This window comes from Bradyrhizobium sp. BRP56, assembly GCF_020194035.1.
In the GTDB taxonomy this organism is placed as follows: Bacteria; Pseudomonadota; Alphaproteobacteria; order Rhizobiales; family Xanthobacteraceae; genus Bradyrhizobium; species Bradyrhizobium australafricanum.
Genome location: NZ_JADYVV010000071.1, coordinates 20961 through 38182 on the forward strand (window position 1 = coordinate 20961; position 17222 = coordinate 38182).

Annotated in this window: 15 protein-coding genes; 11 read left to right on the top strand and 4 right to left on the bottom strand. The window is 66.8% G+C overall.

Annotation, left to right across the window (positions count from 1 at the left end; translation table 11 throughout):
- Positions 1–171 precede the first annotated feature (171 nt).
- On the top strand, positions 172–2139 hold the full coding sequence (locus tag I6F38_RS35180) for a methyl-accepting chemotaxis protein (protein WP_225163656.1): 1968 nt from the start codon (positions 172–174) through the stop codon (positions 2137–2139).
- A 22-nt stretch (positions 2140–2161) separates the two neighbouring features.
- On the opposite strand, the gene I6F38_RS35185 is transcribed toward I6F38_RS35180, so the two are convergent.
- Positions 2162–3073 (bottom strand): sterol desaturase family protein, encoded by a 912-nt coding sequence (locus tag I6F38_RS35185; RefSeq protein ID WP_225163657.1) that lies wholly within the window; start codon positions 3071–3073, stop codon positions 2162–2164.
- A 108-nt stretch (positions 3074–3181) separates the two neighbouring features.
- Between I6F38_RS35185 and I6F38_RS35190 the strand changes: the two genes are divergently transcribed.
- From I6F38_RS35190 to I6F38_RS35200, 3 genes are read left to right on the top strand one after another with little or no spacing between them, the layout of a single operon-like run.
- Positions 3182–3787: a TetR/AcrR family transcriptional regulator gene (locus I6F38_RS35190; protein WP_225163658.1), complete on the top strand. Its 606-nt coding sequence runs from the start codon at positions 3182–3184 to the stop codon at positions 3785–3787.
- Positions 3787–4578, top strand: a complete 792-nt coding sequence (locus I6F38_RS35195) for a sulfite exporter TauE/SafE family protein (protein ID WP_225163659.1) — start codon at positions 3787–3789, stop codon at positions 4576–4578. The genes I6F38_RS35190 and I6F38_RS35195 overlap by 1 nt, the downstream gene beginning before the upstream one ends.
- Positions 4579–4616: 38 nt before the next feature.
- Positions 4617–5075 carry a DUF1801 domain-containing protein gene (locus I6F38_RS35200; RefSeq protein ID WP_225163660.1) on the top strand — a complete coding sequence of 153 codons (459 nt, stop codon included), beginning with the start codon at positions 4617–4619 and terminating at the stop codon, positions 5073–5075.
- Between the two features lie 107 nt (positions 5076–5182).
- Here I6F38_RS35200 and I6F38_RS35205 read toward each other — a convergent pair whose 3' ends face one another.
- Together I6F38_RS35205 and I6F38_RS35210 are read right to left on the bottom strand one after the other, a co-directional pair.
- Complete coding sequence (locus I6F38_RS35205; protein WP_225163661.1) at positions 5183–7306, bottom strand: EAL domain-containing protein; 2124 nt, start codon at positions 7304–7306, stop codon at positions 5183–5185.
- Positions 7307–7735: 429 nt separating this feature from the next.
- The gene (locus I6F38_RS35210) at positions 7736–8173 is read right to left on the bottom strand and encodes a L,D-transpeptidase (RefSeq protein WP_225163662.1); all 438 of its coding nucleotides are present in this window, start codon (positions 8171–8173) and stop codon (positions 7736–7738) included.
- A gap of 195 nt (positions 8174–8368) precedes the next feature.
- Between I6F38_RS35210 and mepA the strand changes: the two genes are divergently transcribed.
- The 6 genes from mepA to I6F38_RS35240 all read left to right on the top strand — a co-directional run bounded on the left by mepA (position 8369) and on the right by I6F38_RS35240 (position 13813).
- Positions 8369–9331 carry a penicillin-insensitive murein endopeptidase gene (gene mepA / locus I6F38_RS35215; protein WP_225163663.1) on the top strand — a complete coding sequence of 321 codons (963 nt, stop codon included), beginning with the start codon at positions 8369–8371 and terminating at the stop codon, positions 9329–9331.
- 130 nt (positions 9332–9461) lie between these two features.
- Positions 9462–9971: a hypothetical protein gene (locus tag I6F38_RS35220; protein ID WP_225163664.1), complete on the top strand. Its 510-nt coding sequence runs from the start codon at positions 9462–9464 to the stop codon at positions 9969–9971.
- Positions 9972–10179: 208 nt separating this feature from the next.
- Complete coding sequence (modA, locus tag I6F38_RS35225; protein WP_225163675.1) at positions 10180–10965, top strand: molybdate ABC transporter substrate-binding protein; 786 nt, start codon at positions 10180–10182, stop codon at positions 10963–10965.
- Positions 10966–10967: 2 nt separating this feature from the next.
- On the top strand, positions 10968–11663 hold the full coding sequence (gene modB, locus I6F38_RS35230; RefSeq protein WP_225163665.1) for a molybdate ABC transporter permease subunit: 696 nt from the start codon (positions 10968–10970) through the stop codon (positions 11661–11663).
- Positions 11664–11766: 103 nt separating this feature from the next.
- Positions 11767–12438: a molybdenum ABC transporter ATP-binding protein gene (gene modC, locus I6F38_RS35235; RefSeq protein WP_225163666.1), complete on the top strand. Its 672-nt coding sequence runs from the start codon at positions 11767–11769 to the stop codon at positions 12436–12438.
- 94 nt (positions 12439–12532) lie between these two features.
- Positions 12533–13813 (top strand): hypothetical protein, encoded by a 1281-nt coding sequence (locus I6F38_RS35240; protein ID WP_225163667.1) that lies wholly within the window; start codon positions 12533–12535, stop codon positions 13811–13813.
- A gap of 9 nt (positions 13814–13822) precedes the next feature.
- Here the strand turns inward: I6F38_RS35240 and I6F38_RS35245 are convergent, their stop codons facing one another.
- Positions 13823–15616 carry a potassium/proton antiporter gene (locus I6F38_RS35245; RefSeq protein WP_225163668.1) on the bottom strand — a complete coding sequence of 598 codons (1794 nt, stop codon included), beginning with the start codon at positions 15614–15616 and terminating at the stop codon, positions 13823–13825.
- A gap of 221 nt (positions 15617–15837) precedes the next feature.
- Between I6F38_RS35245 and I6F38_RS35250 the strand changes: the two genes are divergently transcribed.
- Positions 15838–17154 (top strand): mechanosensitive ion channel domain-containing protein, encoded by a 1317-nt coding sequence (locus tag I6F38_RS35250; protein ID WP_225163669.1) that lies wholly within the window; start codon positions 15838–15840, stop codon positions 17152–17154.
- Positions 17155–17222: the final 68 nt, after the last annotated feature.

Consider the following 17222-nt stretch of genomic DNA (forward strand, 5'->3'; position numbering starts at 1 on the left):
AGACTCGTAAATCCGCTAGGACGCTGCGCTCCCTCTCCCGCTAGCCGGACAGTACGAAAGTAGCACCGGCGGTCATGGTCGCGGCACGAATACCGGCGGCGCAACATCCGGTTGTTAAGCTTTTTCTGGGACTTTGCGGGCGGCGCTAATGCCTGGAGTTCCGCTGGTCCCATGTTCACGCTTCGATCGATTGCCGCCCGCCTGATTCTGGCGATTTCGCTGACTGTCGCAGTCGCCTGCGCCATCCTCGGCGGCTTCTCCATCAGCCAGCAGCGGGCGCTGACGCGGCTCGCGCTCGATCAGCAGCTCAAGCTGCAATATGACAGCGTGATTGCGGCGATCGACTACGAGGGGCGCGCCGCGCTTGCGGTCTCGGCGGTCATCGCCGCCTTGCCGCCGGTCGAGGACGCCATCGCCAAGGGCGACCGCGACGGCCTCGGAAAGCTGCTCGGCGCCTCCTGGGCGTCGATGAAGGCGCAGGGCATCCCGCTGATCTCGTTCTGGCAGCCCCCGGCGACCAGCTTCTACCGGGTCCATGCGCCGAAGACATTTGGCGATGACGCCTCGACGCGGCGCACGACGGTGGTGGAATCGAACAAGACCGGCAAGCCGATCGTCGGCGTCGAGCCCGGCCGCGAGGCGCTTTCGATCTTCGGCATGACCCCGATCATGCACGAGGGTAAGACGCTGGCCAATGTCGACGTCGGCGCCGCCTTCGGCAAGGAATTCGTCGACCGCGCCAAAAAGCGCTTCGGCATCGACCTTGCCGTGCACTCCTTCGACGGCCAGAGCTTCAGGCGGCTGTCCTCGACCTTCGGCGACACCGTGGTCGCGACCCAGGACGAGCTCAAGCGTGTGATGAACGGTGCGGCCCTGCTGCGCGACGCTGTTCTCGACGGCCATGCGGTGGAGCTCTATCTCGGCCAGATCAAGAACTACGCCGGCGAACCGGTCGCCGTGCTCGAGATCGTCAAGGACACCAGCGACTATGAAGCCGCCGCGGCGAGCGCGCAGCGCAATCTGATCCTTGGCGTGGTCGCGATCATGGCCGCCGCCGTGCTGCTCGCGTTCCTGCTCGGCCGCGGCCTGTCACGGCCGCTCACCGCGATCACCGCGGTCATGAACCGCCTGTCCAGCGGCGACACCAGCGTCACGATACCCGGCAGCGAGCGCCGCGACGAGCTCGGCACGATGGCGAAGGCGGTCGACGTGTTCCGCCGCAGCATGGTCGAAACCTCCTCGCTGCGCGAGGCGCAGGAGGCCGATAAGCTGAAGGCGGAGGCCGACAAGCAGGCGCTGCAGCGGCAGATGGCCGATCGTTTCGAAGCCGACGTCAAGGGCATGGTCGCCGCCGTCGCACGGTCCTCGGGCGACATGCAGCGCGTCGCCAACGAAATCACCGCCAGCGTCAACGGCGCCTCCGAACGGACCTCGGCGGCAGCCGCCGCGTCCGAGGAAGCCTCGGCCAGCGTCAACGCGGTCGCCGCCGCGACCGAGGAGCTGGCGTCGTCGATCACCGAGATCGGCCGCCAGGTCACCCATTCCAGCCGCGTCGCCGACAGCGCCGTGACCAAGGCCATGGAGACCACCGAGATGGTGACGAGCCTCGCCGCATCGGCAGAGAAGATCGGCGACGTGCTGCGCCTGATCAGCGCGATCGCGAGCCAAACCAATCTGCTGGCCCTCAACGCCACCATCGAGGCCGCACGCGCCGGCGAGGCCGGCCGCGGCTTTGCCGTGGTCGCCGCCGAGGTGAAGGACCTGGCGAGCCAGACCGCGAAGGCAACCGAGGAGATCGCCGGCCAGGTCGGCGCGATCCAGTCCGCCACCGGCAACTGCGTCAGCGCGATCGGCGACATCAGCGGCACCATCCGCGAGATCTCGGGTATCGCCACCGCGATCGCGGCCGCCGTCGAGCAGCAGGACTCGGCGACGCGGGAGATTGCCCGCAGCGTGCAACAGGCGTCCACCGGGACCGTCGAGGTCTCCGCCAATATCGCGGGCGCGAGCGAGGCCGCTGGCCAGTCGCGGGCCCTCACCGGCAATGTGCTGGATACGTCCGGCCAGCTCGGCGATCACGCCGCCGCGCTGTCGCACAGCGTCGACACCTTCCTCGCCGGACTGCGCAACGCCGCGTAATCGGCCGGCGCCGGACTTCCCGTCATGGCCAAGGCAATACGGGCGGCGGAGCCGATCGCTCCGCCTCGTCGTCCTGCCCTGCCCCGGGCCGGCCCCAATCGCGCATGAACGGCATCTTCAGCAGTCCGCGCAGCGACTGCTTCTCGGGATCATCAAAGCCGTCGAGACCGTAGCGCAGCTCCGCGAAGCGCGGACCGCGATTATAGGTGCCGCCGAGCCGGTCCCAGATCGAGAGCAGGTTCGAATAATTGCTGTCGGTCTCCGGCTGATGACGCGAATGATGCATCTTGTGCATGTTCGGCGTCACGAACACGAGCCGCAGCCAGCGGTCGAGCCGCTCGGGCAGGCGGATATTGGCGTGCTCGAACTGGGCGTTCAGCGCCGACAGCGTCAGATAGCTGACCAGCACCCAGGCCGGCGTTCCGAACACGACCACGCCGGCGATGTGCCAGCCGATCCGCCACAGCGTCTCGCCGGGATGCTCGCGGAAGGCCGTCGTGACGTCGACGAAGCGATCGGCATGGTGCATGCGATGGAAGCGCCACATCCAGCTGAGCTTGTGCATGGAGACGTGGGCGAAATAGGCAAACAGGTCGAGCCCGATGATGCCGAGCAGGAGCTGGTTCAGGGGTGACAGGCCGAGCCAGTGCGACAGGCCGAATTTCGCATCCAGCGTCCATTGCGCGGCCAGCGGCGACAGCGGGCTGAGCAAAAGGTTCACGCCGACAAAGATCACGGTGATGGCGGCGTTGCGGCTGATATTGCGCAGCCGGTCGCTGCGGCCATAGCTGAACAGCGGAAACGCGGCCTCGAACAGCAGCACGATCGCGAACGACGCGAGCAGGAACGCGATGCGCGCGCCGGTCGACGGCAGCTCGACGTGAGCGATCTCAGCCGCGCCCGGATGCCAGAGAAGCTTTGCAAAGCCGATCATGCTAGATGACTCCCTTCTTTACAAAACGAATATTCGTTCTTTATAATGACGGCGGATGATCGTCAAGCCGGCCCTGCGCCCCGCTTGGCCACGACCAAGGACCCGACAATGCCGAAGGTGAAACCCGAGACGCTCGCGATCCGCCGCGAGGAGATTCTGCAGGCCGCGGAGATCTGCTTTGCCCGCCAGGGATTTCACCAGACCACGATCCAGGACGTGATCAAGCAGTCCGGGCTCAGCGCCGGCTGCATCTACGGGCATTTCACCGGCAAGGAGGAGCTGATCCAGGCGATCGGCGAAAGCCGCCATGCCCGCGACAGCGCGCTGCTGGCGCTCAAGGATCCATCGGACGATGGGTTGCAGAGCCTGCGCTCGATCGCTCGCGGCTTTCTCGGCGACCTGCAGAAGGAAGAAGGCCTGCGCGCCCGCCGCGTCGCGTTGCAGCTCTGGGCGGAGGCGCTGCGCGACGACGTGGTCCGCGACCAGGTGACGAGCGGAATCCGCCAGCCGATCGCCCTGATCGTGGACCTGCTGCGGCGCGGCCAGAAGAGCGGCGCGATCGACCGCGGCGTGCAGCCGCGCGGCGCGGCGCGGGCAATGGTGGCGATGTTCCAGGGCATCGTGCTGCAACGGCTGTGGGGCGAAACCGTCTCGACCGCGGAGGCGATGCACGCTTTCGACATCTTCCTTGCCGGCCTTGCGGCCAAGCGCTGATGGGGGATGCGGCGATCATCCACGACCTCCTCGCCGGCATCGGCACGGGCCTCGCCGGCGGTCTGACCGCCGGGCTGCTCGGCGTCAGCCCCGGCGGCGGACTGGTCGTGTTCTCGGTGCTGCTGCTCGGCGCCGGGCAGCATGTCGCGCAAGGCATCTCGCTGGTCGCGCAGGTGCCGCCGACCAGCCTCACCGGGATCCGGCGCTATTGGCAAAGCGGCAACCGCACGCCATTGCGCTGGATCGCGCTCTTGACAGTCGGCTTCGTCGCCGGCGGCGCGGCCGGCGCGCTCGCCGCCAACCATGTCGCCGAGTCCGCGCTGCGCTGGACCTACGTGGCCTATCTCGTCGTGCTCGTCGCGATGCTGATCCTGCGCGGCGGACGCGACCAGGCGAAGCACGACGACAAAGGCACCGCGCGCGACATATCTTGGCCGGCGCTGCTCATTGTCGGGCTGCTGGCGGGCCTGTCGTCGGGCTTTCTCGGCATCGGCGGCGGACTGGCGACCGTGGTGGGCTTAAGCGCCGTGCTCGGCGTGCCGCAGCATCAGGCGCAGATGGCCAGCCTCGTGATGTCGCTGATCCCGACCTCGATCCCCTCGGCCTGGATCTATTGGAGCGAGGCCTCGCTGGCGTCCTGGCCCGTGCTGGCAGGCGTGATCGTCGGCCTGCTAGCCGGCACCGATCTCGGCGCCCGCGCCGCCAACCGCATCGACCGCGCGCGGTTGCGCAGCTCGATGATCGTTTTCGTGTCGCTGATGGCGGTCTATATGACCTTCAAGGCGCTGTGATAGATAGACGTGGATACGTCGTCCTCGCGGAGCCCATTATGCGCAAGCCGGCAACATCGACCAGCAAGGCGGCGCGACGGCCGCAATCGAAACCGGCAACTGCGCTGTTCGACGCCTACCCTGCCCCGGTCAGAGCCAAGCTGCTGGCGTTGCGGCGCCTAATCTTCGAGACCGCGAAGGCGACCAAGGGCGTCGGCGGGCTGGAAGAGACGCTGAAATGGGGCCAGCCGAGCTACCTCACGGCGGAAACCGGCAGCGGCAGCACGGTCCGGATCGATCAGGTGAAGCCCGCCGCCGACCGGATCGCGGTCTACTTCCACTGCCAGACCAATCTGGTCGAGACCTTCCGCGAGCTCTATCCCGAGCTCAGCTACAGCGGCAACCGCGCGATCCTGCTCGATGTCGCGGGCAAGCTGCCGAAGCCCGCGCTGCGCCACTGCGTGGCGCTGGCGCTGACTTATCATTTGAAGAAGCGGACGGCAGGCAGCAGGACGTAACCTCCGTCATTGCGAGGAGCGAAGCGACGAAGCAATCCATCTGACCGCCCGTGAGGATAGATGGATTGCTTCGCTCCGCTCGCAATGACGTGGCGGGTACAGCCTTTCTACGCCACCAGCGCCGCGGCGACGCGCTGCGCCTTCAGCAGGCTGATGACCTCGGCGTTCGGCCGCGCGCGGCTGAACAGAAAGCCCTGGCCCTCGTGGCAGCCTTCGGCGCGCAGGCGGCTCAACTCCGCTTCGGTCTCGACGCCCTCGGCGGTGATGGTGACGCCGAGCCCGATGCCGAGGCTGACGATCGAGCGCACGATCGCCTGCGCGTCCGGGTTCGCACCGAGGTCGCGTACGAACGACTGGTCGATCTTGATCTTGTCGAACGGGAAGCTGCGCAGATAGCTGAGGCTCGAATAGCCGGTGCCGAAATCGTCCATCGACATCCGAACCCCGAGCGCGCGGAGCGCATGCAGCGTCGCCAGCACCTGGCTGCTCTTCTCGAGCAGCAGCGTCTCGGTGATCTCGAGCTCGAGCCGCCGCGCCGGCAGGCCGGATTGCCGCAGCGCGTCGGTGACCAGCGCCAGCAGATTGCCGGTACGGAATTGCAGCGGCGACAAATTGACCGCGACGCGCACGTCATCCGGCCATTGCGCCGCGTCCATGCAGGCGCGATGCAGCATCAGCGCGCCCAGCGGATTGATCAGCCCAGTCTCCTCGGCCACCGGGATGAACTCGCCCGGCGAGATCATGCCGCGCTCCGGATGCGGCCAGCGCACCAGCGCCTCGAAACCGGTGATGCGTCCGGTCGCAAGATCGACCAGCGGCTGGTAATAAGGCCGCAGGCCTTCGTTCTGGATCGCATCGCGCAGGTCGATCTCGATCTTGCGGCGGCTTTGCGCGCGCGCGTCCATCTCCGCCTCGAAGAAGGAGAAGGTGCCGCGGAATTCGCTCTTGGCGCGCGACAAGGCCATGTCGGCACTCTTCAGGAGCTTTTCGGAATCCTCACCGTCGCCAGGCGACATCGCGATCCCGATGCTGGCGCCGATCACCACCGAATGCCCCTCGAGCAGATAGGGCTCGCCGATCGCGTCCAAAATCCGCCGCGCCAGCAGCACCGCGTCCTCGGGCCGCATCACGCCGCCCTGCACGATGGTGAACTCATCGGAGTTGAGACGGGCCAGCGCATCTTCCTCGCGCAGCGTCGAGCGCAGGCGCTTTGCGACCGCGCGCAGCAGCTTGTCGCCGATGCCGTGGCCGAGCGTTTCGTTGACCGCCTTGAAATTGTCGAGACCCAGCATCAGCACCGCGACCTTGTCGGTCGAGCGGCGGGTGTGCTGCAGCATCTCGTCCATCTGCTGGCGCAGCAGATTGCGGTTGGGCAGGCCGGTCAGGCTGTCGTGCTGGGCCATGAAGGCGAGCCGCGCCTCGGCGCGCTTGCGTTCCGTGATGTCCATCAGCGCGAGCAGCATCGCCGGCTGGTCGCCATGCATCAGCTGGCGCGAATAGATCGCAAGGTCGATCAGCGTACCGTCGGCGCGCACATGCTTCCAGGTCCGCGCCGCCTGCTCGTCGCTGCTGCGGCCTGCCGCCCAAGGCAGCTCGGCATCGAACGCCTGCAGGCTCCTGATCGTCATCCGCTCGAATTCGGCGCGGACGTAACCGTAATGCGCGATCGCAGCGTCGTTGACGGCGAGGATCCGCTCGCCGTCGAGCGCGCACAGGATCATCGGCACCGGATTGCCGTCGAACAGCAGGCGGAACGACGCCTCGCGCTGCTTCAGTTCGGTGATGTCGACGCGCAGGCCGACGATGCCGCCATCTGCGGTCAGCCGCTCCTCGATCAACACCACGCGGCCGTCGGCCAGCACCTGCTCGTGCCGCTCGCCGGGCTGGTACATCTTCCTGAGCCGTTCGGCGATCCACTCTTCCTCGCGGCCGGCAGCCTCAGGATAGTCGCCGCGCGCGACACCGATGCGGATGGTGTCTTCGAGGCGCGCGCCGTGCTCGAACAGGTCGGAGCTGCGCTTGTAGATTTCCGAGTATTTCTTGTTCCAGAGCGTGTAGCGGCCTTCCGGATCCAGGAACACGATGCCCTGCGGCAGGATGTCGATCGCCTCACGCAGCCGCGCGTTGGATTTGCGCGCCTCGGCGATCGCGGCCTCGGCCTGCGCGCGCTGGCGCACCAGTTCGCCGATCTCGACCGCGGGCCGGCGCGATCTGCCCGACACTTTCGGCATCGGTGTGGGACGACGGCCCCGAGGACGGGACAGTTTGGCCTGGTTCGGTTTCTTGGTGTTTTTCTTCGGCCGCATCATCGGTATCGCACGCCCCACGCGCATTCCAGTTCGGCGATATATCTGCGATAAGTCTCTGAAAAATTGGTATCTCTTGGCGCGTAGCTGCGCTGCCTGAGAAGCCCTTGCATGCCTGCTTTGCAGGCGAATTCACGCCGGGCGCGTTTGCTTCCGGTGCGCCAGCGGCGCACGGCACAGATTCACAGCATGGAAGCGCCCGCGCTTGGTGAAGGAAGCGTAAACCGGCGCGCGATTGCACAATGAATGCGCCGAAGACGCTTCAAGCGCATCAATGTTCGTCAGCGTGCCGCAGGGTTATCGCGCGGTTAAAGCGCGGTGCGCCTCAGCCTTCGGATTTTGCCGGATCATACCTTAGTTGGTGATTTCGATGCGCGTGCCGCCGCGGCCGTTGCGCTCGACCAGCCCATAGAGCATTGCGGCGTGCGAGGGATGCAGGCGCACGCAGCCATGCGAGGCCGGCCCGCCAAGGCGCGTGAGTTCGTATGTTCCATGGATGGCAAAGCCGCGGTGGAAGAAGATCGAGTGCGGCATCGGCGAGTTATAGTACTTCTTCGAGTACCAGCGGCGCGCCAGCATCTGCGGACGGAACACCCCACTCGGCGTGCCATAGCCGCGGCGGCCGGTCGACACCGGCCAGTTGTAGCGTCTCGCGCCGTCGACGCTGACCGCCATGCGCTGCGATGATTTATCGATGTGAACGACGACGTCGGCCCGCGCCGGCGAGAGCGCCAAAATCGGCGCGGCAATCGCGGCGGCAAACGCCAGCCGTACGCACGATACGCTCGTCACAATAACGCCTACCCTGAAATTATTGCGGACATGATGTCGCCCACAACGTGCGCTTGTAAAGTGGCGTGGCTCACATCGGAGCCTGGAAGCCGCGGGTAATCTTAATCCACCCTGTGGGCGATCAAGCGAATGGGATGAAAGCGCGGTCCGCCTGCTCCGAATCCATGCTAGCGTTGCGCCGACAGAGTGATCCGAATGACACCCCGCCTGCGTCTGTTCCCACTCCTGATCTTAGCCCTCGTCGCCTGCACCATCTCCGCGCGGGCGCAGGACAGGGGCTCGCTCAATCCACAGCCGCTGCCGCCGCTCGCCAACCCCAACGATCCAAAGATCGGGGCGAAGCAGCTGTTCGCGCGCAAGGTTTTGCCGGCGGCGCTGCCGACCCGGTCGATCGGCGGCTACACCAAGGGTTGTCTCGCCGGCGCCGCGCAGATGCCGCTCAACGGCGACACCTGGCAGGTGATGCGCCTGTCGCGCAACCGCTACTGGGGTCACCCCAACATGATCGCGCTGCTGAAGCGGCTGGCGGCCAACGCACACAAGGATGCCGGCTGGCCGGGCATCCTGGTCGGCGATATCGGCCAGCCGCGCGGCGGCCCCGCGCTGTCCGGTCATGCCAGCCACCAGATCGGACTCGACGCCGACATCTGGCTGACGCCGATGCCCGATCGCAAATTGTCGCGCGAGGACCGCGAGGAGATGTCGGCGGTGATGATGGTGCGCGACGACCGGCTCGACATCGATCCGCGCGTCTTCACGCCGGGCCACGTACTCGTTATCCGCGACGCGGCGCGGGAGCCGGCGGTGCAGCGCATCTTCGTCAATCCCGCGATCAAGAAGGCGCTGTGCCGCGAGGCCACGGGCGATCGCGGCTGGCTGTCGAAGATCCGGCCGTGGTGGGGCCACGACTACCACTTCCACATTCGCATGCGATGTCCGTCCGGCAGCCCGACCTGCGAGAGCCAGAAGGCGCAGGCGGAGGGCGAAGGCTGCAAGCCGTCCGATCTCGCCTTCTGGTTCAAGGATTCGGTGCTGCATCCGAAGCCTCTGCCGAAGCCGCCGAAACCCCGCCCGCCGATGACGCTGGCGCAGATGCCGGCTGACTGCAGGACGGTGCTGAACGCCCCCGACGCCAAACAGCAGCTGCCAGGGCAATAACATCTTCGTCAGGCGGCTATGCCGGCCGGCTCGAACTGCGATATGATCTCGTGCCGTCGGGCCGTAAGCGCGTTCGGGCGATGGATCGGGGCGGCTGATCTGTTTATCCGTCATCATGAATGGACCAGACATGCGCAAATCGCTCCTCGCCGCATCGCTCGTGCTCGTCTCGACCTCCGCTTTCGCGGCGGAGGAGCCGAGCGGCTGTGACAAGTTCAAATGGTCGATCGAGCGCGCACGCGCCGCGCTGACCGCGTCCGATCGTGCCAAGGTGGTATCGGGAAGCGAGCAGACGGCGCTGCCGGCGACCGCGATCACGCTGGCGCTCGTGGCCCCCGGCGACGCCAAATTGCCGACCCCGCCGGAGCGCGCGCCGAAGGAAGGCACCTTCGCCGGCTTCACCAACTTCAAGGCCGCGCCGAAGGCCGGGCTCTATACCGTCAGCCTGTCGGCCGGGGCCTGGGTCGACCTGGTGCAGGACGGGCATCTCCTGAAGCCCAAGGCGTTCAGCGGCGCGACCGATTGCGACGGTATCCGCAAGACCGTGAAATACGACCTCGCCGCCAGCCCCTTCGTGCTGCAGGTCAGCGGCTCAAAAGAGAACTCGCTGTCGATCGCGATCCAGCCGGCGGACGAATAGGACGAGCGGTTAGACAAACGGTCGCCTTTACCGTAAGCCCCAGCCTGCTATGTTTGCAGCGCGATATCCCTGAGGACCGTAAGTCCGTCGGGGACCAGCGGAACAGCGCTTCCGTCCGTCGCAGGCCAGACCCCAACCCAACGCCTGATTTGCGCGCGATCGTTCGCGCGCGAACTCGCACGGAGCGCTTTCCATGTCACGACTTTCAATTTCAAGGCTTGCCGGACTTTTCACCGCTTTCGTCATCCTGCTCGGCGCGCTGCATTCGCCCGCGAGAGCGGAGGACAAGACGCTCACCGTGTTTGCCGCCGCCTCGATGAAGAACGCGCTCGACGACGTCGATGCGGCCTATACCGCCAAGACCGGCATCAAGATCACCGCCAGCTATGCCGCGAGTTCGGCATTGGCAAAACAGATCGAGCAGGGCGCGCCGGCCGACGTGTTCGTCTCCGCCGACACCGACTGGATGGACTATGCGATCAAGCAGAAGAACATCAATGAGCAGACGCGGGTGAACCTGCTCGGCAACTCGATCGTGCTGATCGCGCCGAAGGATTCCAAGATCGACAACGTCAACATCGGCCCGGGCTTCGATCTCGCCAAGCTCGCCGGCGACGGCAGGATCGCGACCGGCGACGTCAAGGCGGTGCCGGTCGGCAAATACGCCAAGGCCGCGCTGGAGAAGCTCGGCGCATGGCAGGCGGCGGAGCCGAAATTCGCGATGGCCGAGAGCGTGCGCGCAGCGCTGACGCTGGTGGCGCGCGGCGAAGCCGTGCTCGGCATCGTCTACTCGACCGACGCCAAGGTCGAGCCGGGCGTCAAGATCGTCGGCACCTTCCCGGCCGACACCCATCCGGCCATCATCTATCCGGTCGCAGCAACCACGACCGCGAAACCGGAGACCGCCGAGTATCTCGCCTTCCTGCGCTCGTCCGCGGCGAAGACGATCCTCGAGAAATACGGCTTCAAGTTCCTGATCAGCCCGACGACCTAAGCGTGTTTGAGATCTCGCCGACCGAATGGACGGCGATCCTGCTGTCGCTGCGGGTCGCCGTCATCGCAACACTGGTGGCGACCCCGTTCGGGGTAGCGCTCGCCTGGCTACTGGCGCGGCGCGATTTCTGGGGCAAGTCGCTGCTCGATGCCGCCGTGCATCTGCCGCTGGTGCTGCCGCCCGTCGTCACCGGCTATTTGCTGCTGCTGACCTTCGGCAAGCGCGGCCTGGTCGGCGGCTGGCTGGCCGACCATCTCGGCATCGTGTTCGCATTCCGCTGGACCGGCGCGGCGCTCGCCTGCGGCGTGATGTCGTTTCCGCTCCTGGTGCGCCCGATCCGTCTCTCGATCGAAGCCGTCGACCGCCGGCTCGAGCAGGCGGCCGAGACGCTCGGCGCCGCGCCCTGGCGGGTGTTCGCAACCGTGACGCTGCCGCTGGCGCTGCCCGGCGTGCTGGCCGGCATGGTGCTCGGTTTTGCCAAGGCGATCGGCGAGTTCGGCGCGACCATCACCTTCGTCTCCAACATTCCCGGCGAGACCCAGACCATTTCGTCGGCGATCTATTCGCTGATCCAGACGCCGGATGGCGACCCCGCCGCCGCGCGGCTCGTGATCATCTCGATCGTGCTCGCGGTCGGCGCACTGGTCGCGGCTGAATTGTTCGCGCGTCGCGCCACCGCGCGCCTGCATGGGCAATAGAGCATGATCCGGAAAAGTGTGAAGCGGTTTTCCGAAGAGGTCCTGCTCAAACAAGGAGCTAAAGCGCGATGACGATTCAACTCAATCTCATCGCGCTTTAGCCATGCTGCGCGTCGACATCACCAAGCAGCTCGGCGAGTTCTCGCTTGCGGCCTCGTTCACCAGCGAGGGCCGCGTCACCGGCCTGTTCGGCGCGTCCGGCTCCGGCAAGACCTCGCTGATCAACACCATCGCGGGACTGTTGCGTCCCGACCGCGGCACCATCGTGATCGACGGCGAGACCGTCGACGATACCGCGACCGGCATCCACGTCCCGAGCTGGCGCCGCCGCATCGGTTACGTGTTCCAGGACGCGCGGCTGTTTCCGCATCTCGATGTCCGCCAGAACCTCGACTTCGGCCGCCGCATGAACGGCCTCACCGAAGATCCCGCCCAACACCGGCGCGTCGTCGACCTGCTCGACATCGGCGCCCTGCTCGACCGCCGTCCCGGAAAGCTCTCCGGCGGCGAGCGCCAGCGCGTCGCGCTCGGCCGGGCGCTACTGTCCAAGCCGCGGCTGCTGCTGCTCGACGAGCCGCTGGGCGCGCTCGACGAAAGCCGCAAGCTCGAGATCCTGCCCTATCTGGTCCGGCTGCGCGACGAGGCCGGCGTCCCGATGGTCTATGTCAGCCACGACGCGGCCGAGCTGCGCCAGCTCGCCACCCAGATCGTGATGCTGCGCCGCGGCCAGGTGACCGCGTTCGGCGGTGTCAAGGTGCTGACGGCGGGCGGGTAGCTGGCCGTTTTTCCGAAAGTCGGCATAAGATAGCCTATCTTGTCTGCTAGGCCCGCGTCGGGACGTCCGATCGGGGATGGGGAAGGGTGAATTTGTGCGACTGACTGGCTGGGTGTTGCTGCTGATCGGCGGGCTGCTGTGCGCCACGATTTCGTGGGCCGCGCTCGGCTTCCTGCTGATGGGCGTCGGCCTGATCGCGCTGCAGGTCGACGAGCGGCGCCGGCGTCCGGCCGATGCTGCCGTGCCGGCCGGCGCCTCGGGATTTACCCCGCCTCGCCTCAGCGACGGGCTGCAGCCGCCGACCCTCGACCCGATCGCAGGCCAGGATACCGGGCAGCGTCAGCCGCGCCGGGTGGCCTGGCCCGACAAGAAGGGGGACGCGGCTTACGACTGGGAGACTTACGACCGGGAGGCCTGGCGCCGGCTTGTCGACAGCGATCCCGACCTCGCCCAGATCGCCAATGTGCTCGCCGATTACGGCCCGCAATATGTCGACGAGCTGGCAGCGAGCTATCTGGCCGCACCCGACAAGGGCCGCCTGGCGGCGATTGTCGACGGCATCATCGCGCGCGCCGGGGACGGACAGCCGATCCCGCCGCCGCCCGCACCAGTCGAAGCATCTCGGCCGCCACCGCTGCCGCCCCCGCCGCAGCCAAAGCCGGTGATCATCCCTGCCGCCAAGCCGGCGGCTTCGCCAAGCAATCGCGCAAACGCGCTCGAAGCGTCCCTGCTCGCCACGGTCGAGGAGGCTTCCGCCAAGATGGCCGCCGAACGCGCGGGTCTCTTCAAGCCTGGCAAGGAGCCGGGCAAGGCCACCGACAGTCGGCCGCAGGCGGCGATCCCGCGGGAACCGCTGTTCGGTCGCGCCACCCGGGACGCGAAGCCCGCCACGCCGCCGCCGGTGCCGGTCACACCGCCGCCGATGCCGGCTGCACCGCCGCCCATGCCGGCCGACACGCCCGCCGCCCTCGAAGCATCGTTGATCGCCGCCGTCAGCGAGGCCGCCGCCCGGCGCGCGGACGCCCCCAAGGATGCATCCAAGGATGCGTCCAAGCCGGCACCGGAGTCAGCGCCGCCGGCGAGGCGCGAGCCCGAAATCCGCGCGGTCGCGCCCACTCCACCGACGCCGCCTCCGCCGGCTCCCGCTGCGCCCGCCACGACGCCAGCTCCGACGACACCACCTGCGAAGACAGCGGCCGACAATCTCGACGAGACGCTGCTCGCGGCGCTGGCCGAGATTTCCGGCCAGAAAATCAAGGGCGAGACCAAGCCGGACGCGGCGTCCAAAGGCTCGTCCGGTCCGCCGGCCGACGACGGGCTGTCCGACATGATCAAGAAGTTCGCGCCGGATTCGAACTTCCTGCGCAAGACGTAACGGCGCGGCTCAGACCCCCGCCACCGACGCCCAGATGTCGGCGAGCTTGCGCTTGAGGATCTGCATCCGCGTTTGCGGCGCGACCTTCTCCTCTTCCTCCGGCAGGCGCAGGCCGACCACGTTGACGCGGCCGCCGCTGATGCTGCGCGCCACCAGCACGATCTCGTCGAGCGCCAGTTCGGCCCCTTCCTTCGGTGCGCGGTCGAGATTGACGTCGAAATAGTCGGCGAGCGTCAGCTTGGCCTGGTGCTCGTCGACCTTGACGCCGTAGATCTCGGCAAGCTCGCCGAGCGTATGCTCGGCCGACACCATGAAGTCGCCGAGCAGATGCGGATCGGGCGCGCTCGACGGCGCCATGTCGACGAAGAAGCGGTCGAGCGCCTCGGCGCGCTCCGGCGGCGCCAGCAAATAGATGTAGTCGCCGGGCGCGACCGGATCGGCCTCGGTCGGCGTCAGGATCCGCTCGTCGCGGATCACCAGCGTCGGCTTCGACCAGGACGGGATCAGCCCGCGACGGAAATACAGGCTCTTCGGCCGCACCGGATAGCCGACCAGCTGCTGCTCGAGCTGGCCGGGCAAATCGAGCTCGACGCGGCGCGGGCCGCGTTCGGCGCGCGGCAGCGCGACATGCAGCCGCCGCGCCGCCGGCGCCAGCGTCCAGCCCTGCAACAGCAGCGAGATAATGACGACGACGAAGGCGACGTCGAAATAGAGATAGGCCTTCGACAAGCCGACCAGCATCGGGATCGAGGCGAGGAAGATCGCGACCGCGCCGCGCAGGCCGGTCCAGGCGATGAAGACCTTCTCCCGCCAGTTGAACTTGAACGGTGCGAGGCAGATCAGCACCGCCAGCGGCCGCGCCACCAGCATCAGCGCGAACGCCACCAGCACGGCGCCGCCGGCGCTGGAGAGCAGGCGATGCGGCGAGACCAGGAGGCCGAGCAGCACGAACATCACGATCTGCGCCAGCCAGGTCGCGGCGTCGAGGAACGTCACCACCGAATTATGCGCGCGGGTCGGCCGGTTGCCGATGATGATACCGGCGAGATAGACCGCGAGAAATCCCGAGGCATGCACGATCTGCGAGCCGCCGAAGATCACCAATGCCGCCGTGGTGACGAACGGCGCATGCAGGCCCTGCGGCAGCGCTACATAGTTCAGCGCGATCACCACCAGCCGGCCGCCGATCACCCCGATGATGGCGCCGAACACCGCCTCCTGGATGAACTCCAGCGCGATGTGCGAGGCCGAGCTCTGGCCGATCGAGATGAACTCGACCAGCATCAAGGTGAGGAAGATCGCGAACGGATCGTTGGTGCCGGATTCCGCCTCCAGCGTCGCGCCGACGCGTGGGCGTAGCCGCAGACCCTGGGTGTGCACCAGCAGGAACACGGCAGCCGCGTCGGTCGAGGCCACGACGGCGCCGACCAGCAATGACTCGGTCCAGTTGAGGTCGAGCACGAAACGGGCGACCGGCGCCGTGATCAGCGCGGTCAACAGCACGCCGGCGGTCGCCAGCACCATCGAGGGCACCAGCACGGTGCGGATGCTGGCAAACCGCGTCTTCAATCCGCCATCGAACAGGATCAGCGCCAGCGCCACCGAGCCGACCAGATAGGTGGTGCGGACGTCGTCGAACTGCAGCCGGCCGGGGCCGGAATCGCCCGCCAGCATGCCGACCAGCAAGAACACCAGCAGCAAGGGAGCGCCGAACCGCAAGGCCAGCAGGCTCGACAGGATGCCGGCCATCACCAGCACCGCACCGAGCAGGATCGCTATACTGACGGAGTCGAGGGATGCCATGCGCCTTCGGAGGTCTCAAATACTTGCAATTGCATCCTTATCGTCGCCACACTGGGACGCCAACCGATTTCTGCCATAAGCGGCAATGTGCCCGGTCTCATCAGCCCTAGGTCGCCCCGACACTGTGTTGTATCGATGGTCGCGTGCGCGCCTTTGTGGGATTCTGCCTGCGCATTCGAATCACATTTGGCTGACCCGCGCTTTGAGTTGAGATTTTGCCGATGGACCTGAACTGGAAGGACGTCCTCGAATCGATCCAAATGGCGGCGCGCTCGGTCGGCGCCGAGGTCGCCTCGCCCTGGTTCTATCTGCAATTCGGCATCATCCTCGCCGCCGCGGGCCTCGCCTACGCCGCCGACACCGCCATTCATGCGCGGGTCGACATGTCGTCGCTGGCGATGCGCTGGCCGCTGCCGCTCCGGCACTTCGCCCGCGTGATGGTGAAGAGCGCTTCCACCGCCGTGTTCGCGGTCCTGATGATCACCTCCCGCATCGTGATGTGGCACGCGACCTGGCCGAGCCGCAGCTATCTGATCGCGGTCTCCGCCAAGCTGGCGCTGGCCTGGCTGGTGATCCGCCTCGTCACCTCGGTGATCGACAACGCCTTCATCGTGAAAACAGTCTCGATCGCGGCCTGGGTGGTCGCCGCGCTCAGCATCATCGGCCAGCTCGACTGGGCGGCCGACACGCTGGATGCATATGCGGTCGTGGTCGGCGGCCTCCGCCTTTCCCCGCTGCTGCTGATCAAGGCCGGCGCGCTCCTGATCGTGGCGCTGTGGCTGACCAACCTCGCCGGCAATTTCGCCGAGAGCCGGATCAACCGCGCCACCGATCTGACGCCGTCGATCCAGGTGCTGCTGGTCAAGATCATCCGCATCGGATTGATGGTGACGGCGATCGTGATCGCGCTCGGCGCGGTCGGCATCAACCTCTCAGCGCTCGCGGTGTTCACCGGCGCGGCCGGCGTCGGCATCGGTCTCGGCCTGCAGAAGATCGTCGCCAATTTCATCAGCGGCCTGATCCTGTTGGTCGACAAATCGGTGAAGCCCGGCGATCTCGTCACGATCGGCGACAATTCGGGCCGGATCAGCGCGATGAAGACCCGCTACATCTCGGTCGCCGCCGGCGACGGCCGCGAGTTCCTGATCCCGAACGAGGACCTGGTGACGCAGAAGGTCACCAACTGGACCTATACCGACAAGAACACGCTGGTGAAGATCGCCTTCTCCACCAATTACGACGCCAATCCGCGGCAGGTCTGCAAGCTCGCGATCACGACCGCGGCGGCCCATCCGCGCGCCACCAAGGGCCGGACGCCGAACTGCATCCTGACCGAGTTCGCCGAGGCCGGGATGAAATTCTCCCTGACCTTCTGGATCGCCGACCCCGACGGCATGGACAATGTGAAGAGCGACGTCATGCTGTCGCTGTGGGACGCCTTCAAGCAGGAGGGCATCAGGGTGCCCTACCCGGTGCGGGAACTCCGCATCCGCGGCGGCGCGCTGCCGGTCGAGAGCGTGGTCGAGGTCTCCAATTAGCGCTTGCGCGCGGTCTTTTTGCAGCAGCGGCGGCCGCTGTTCCGGATATGGCCTGAAAATCAAGCCGT

Excerpts from the sequence above, each read along its gene's own strand:
- I6F38_RS35205 (WP_225163661.1), bottom strand. The coding sequence starts at position 7,306 with ATGCCGAAAGTGTCGGGCAGATCGCGCCGGCCCGCGGTCGAGATCGGC.
- I6F38_RS35185 (WP_225163657.1), bottom strand. The coding sequence starts at position 3,073 with ATGATCGGCTTTGCAAAGCTTCTCTGGCATCCGGGCGCGGCTGAGATC.
- mepA (WP_225163663.1), top strand. The coding sequence starts at position 8,369 with ATGACACCCCGCCTGCGTCTGTTCCCACTCCTGATCTTAGCCCTCGTC.
- I6F38_RS35195 (WP_225163659.1), top strand. The coding sequence starts at position 3,787 with ATGGGGGATGCGGCGATCATCCACGACCTCCTCGCCGGCATCGGCACG.
- I6F38_RS35220 (WP_225163664.1), top strand. The coding sequence starts at position 9,462 with ATGCGCAAATCGCTCCTCGCCGCATCGCTCGTGCTCGTCTCGACCTCC.
- I6F38_RS35180 (WP_225163656.1), top strand. The coding sequence starts at position 172 with ATGTTCACGCTTCGATCGATTGCCGCCCGCCTGATTCTGGCGATTTCG.
- I6F38_RS35245 (WP_225163668.1), bottom strand. The coding sequence starts at position 15,616 with ATGGCATCCCTCGACTCCGTCAGTATAGCGATCCTGCTCGGTGCGGTG.
- modC (WP_225163666.1), top strand. The coding sequence starts at position 11,767 with ATGCTGCGCGTCGACATCACCAAGCAGCTCGGCGAGTTCTCGCTTGCG.
- I6F38_RS35190 (WP_225163658.1), top strand. The coding sequence starts at position 3,182 with ATGCCGAAGGTGAAACCCGAGACGCTCGCGATCCGCCGCGAGGAGATT.
- I6F38_RS35200 (WP_225163660.1), top strand. The coding sequence starts at position 4,617 with ATGCGCAAGCCGGCAACATCGACCAGCAAGGCGGCGCGACGGCCGCAA.
- I6F38_RS35250 (WP_225163669.1), top strand. The coding sequence starts at position 15,838 with ATGGACCTGAACTGGAAGGACGTCCTCGAATCGATCCAAATGGCGGCG.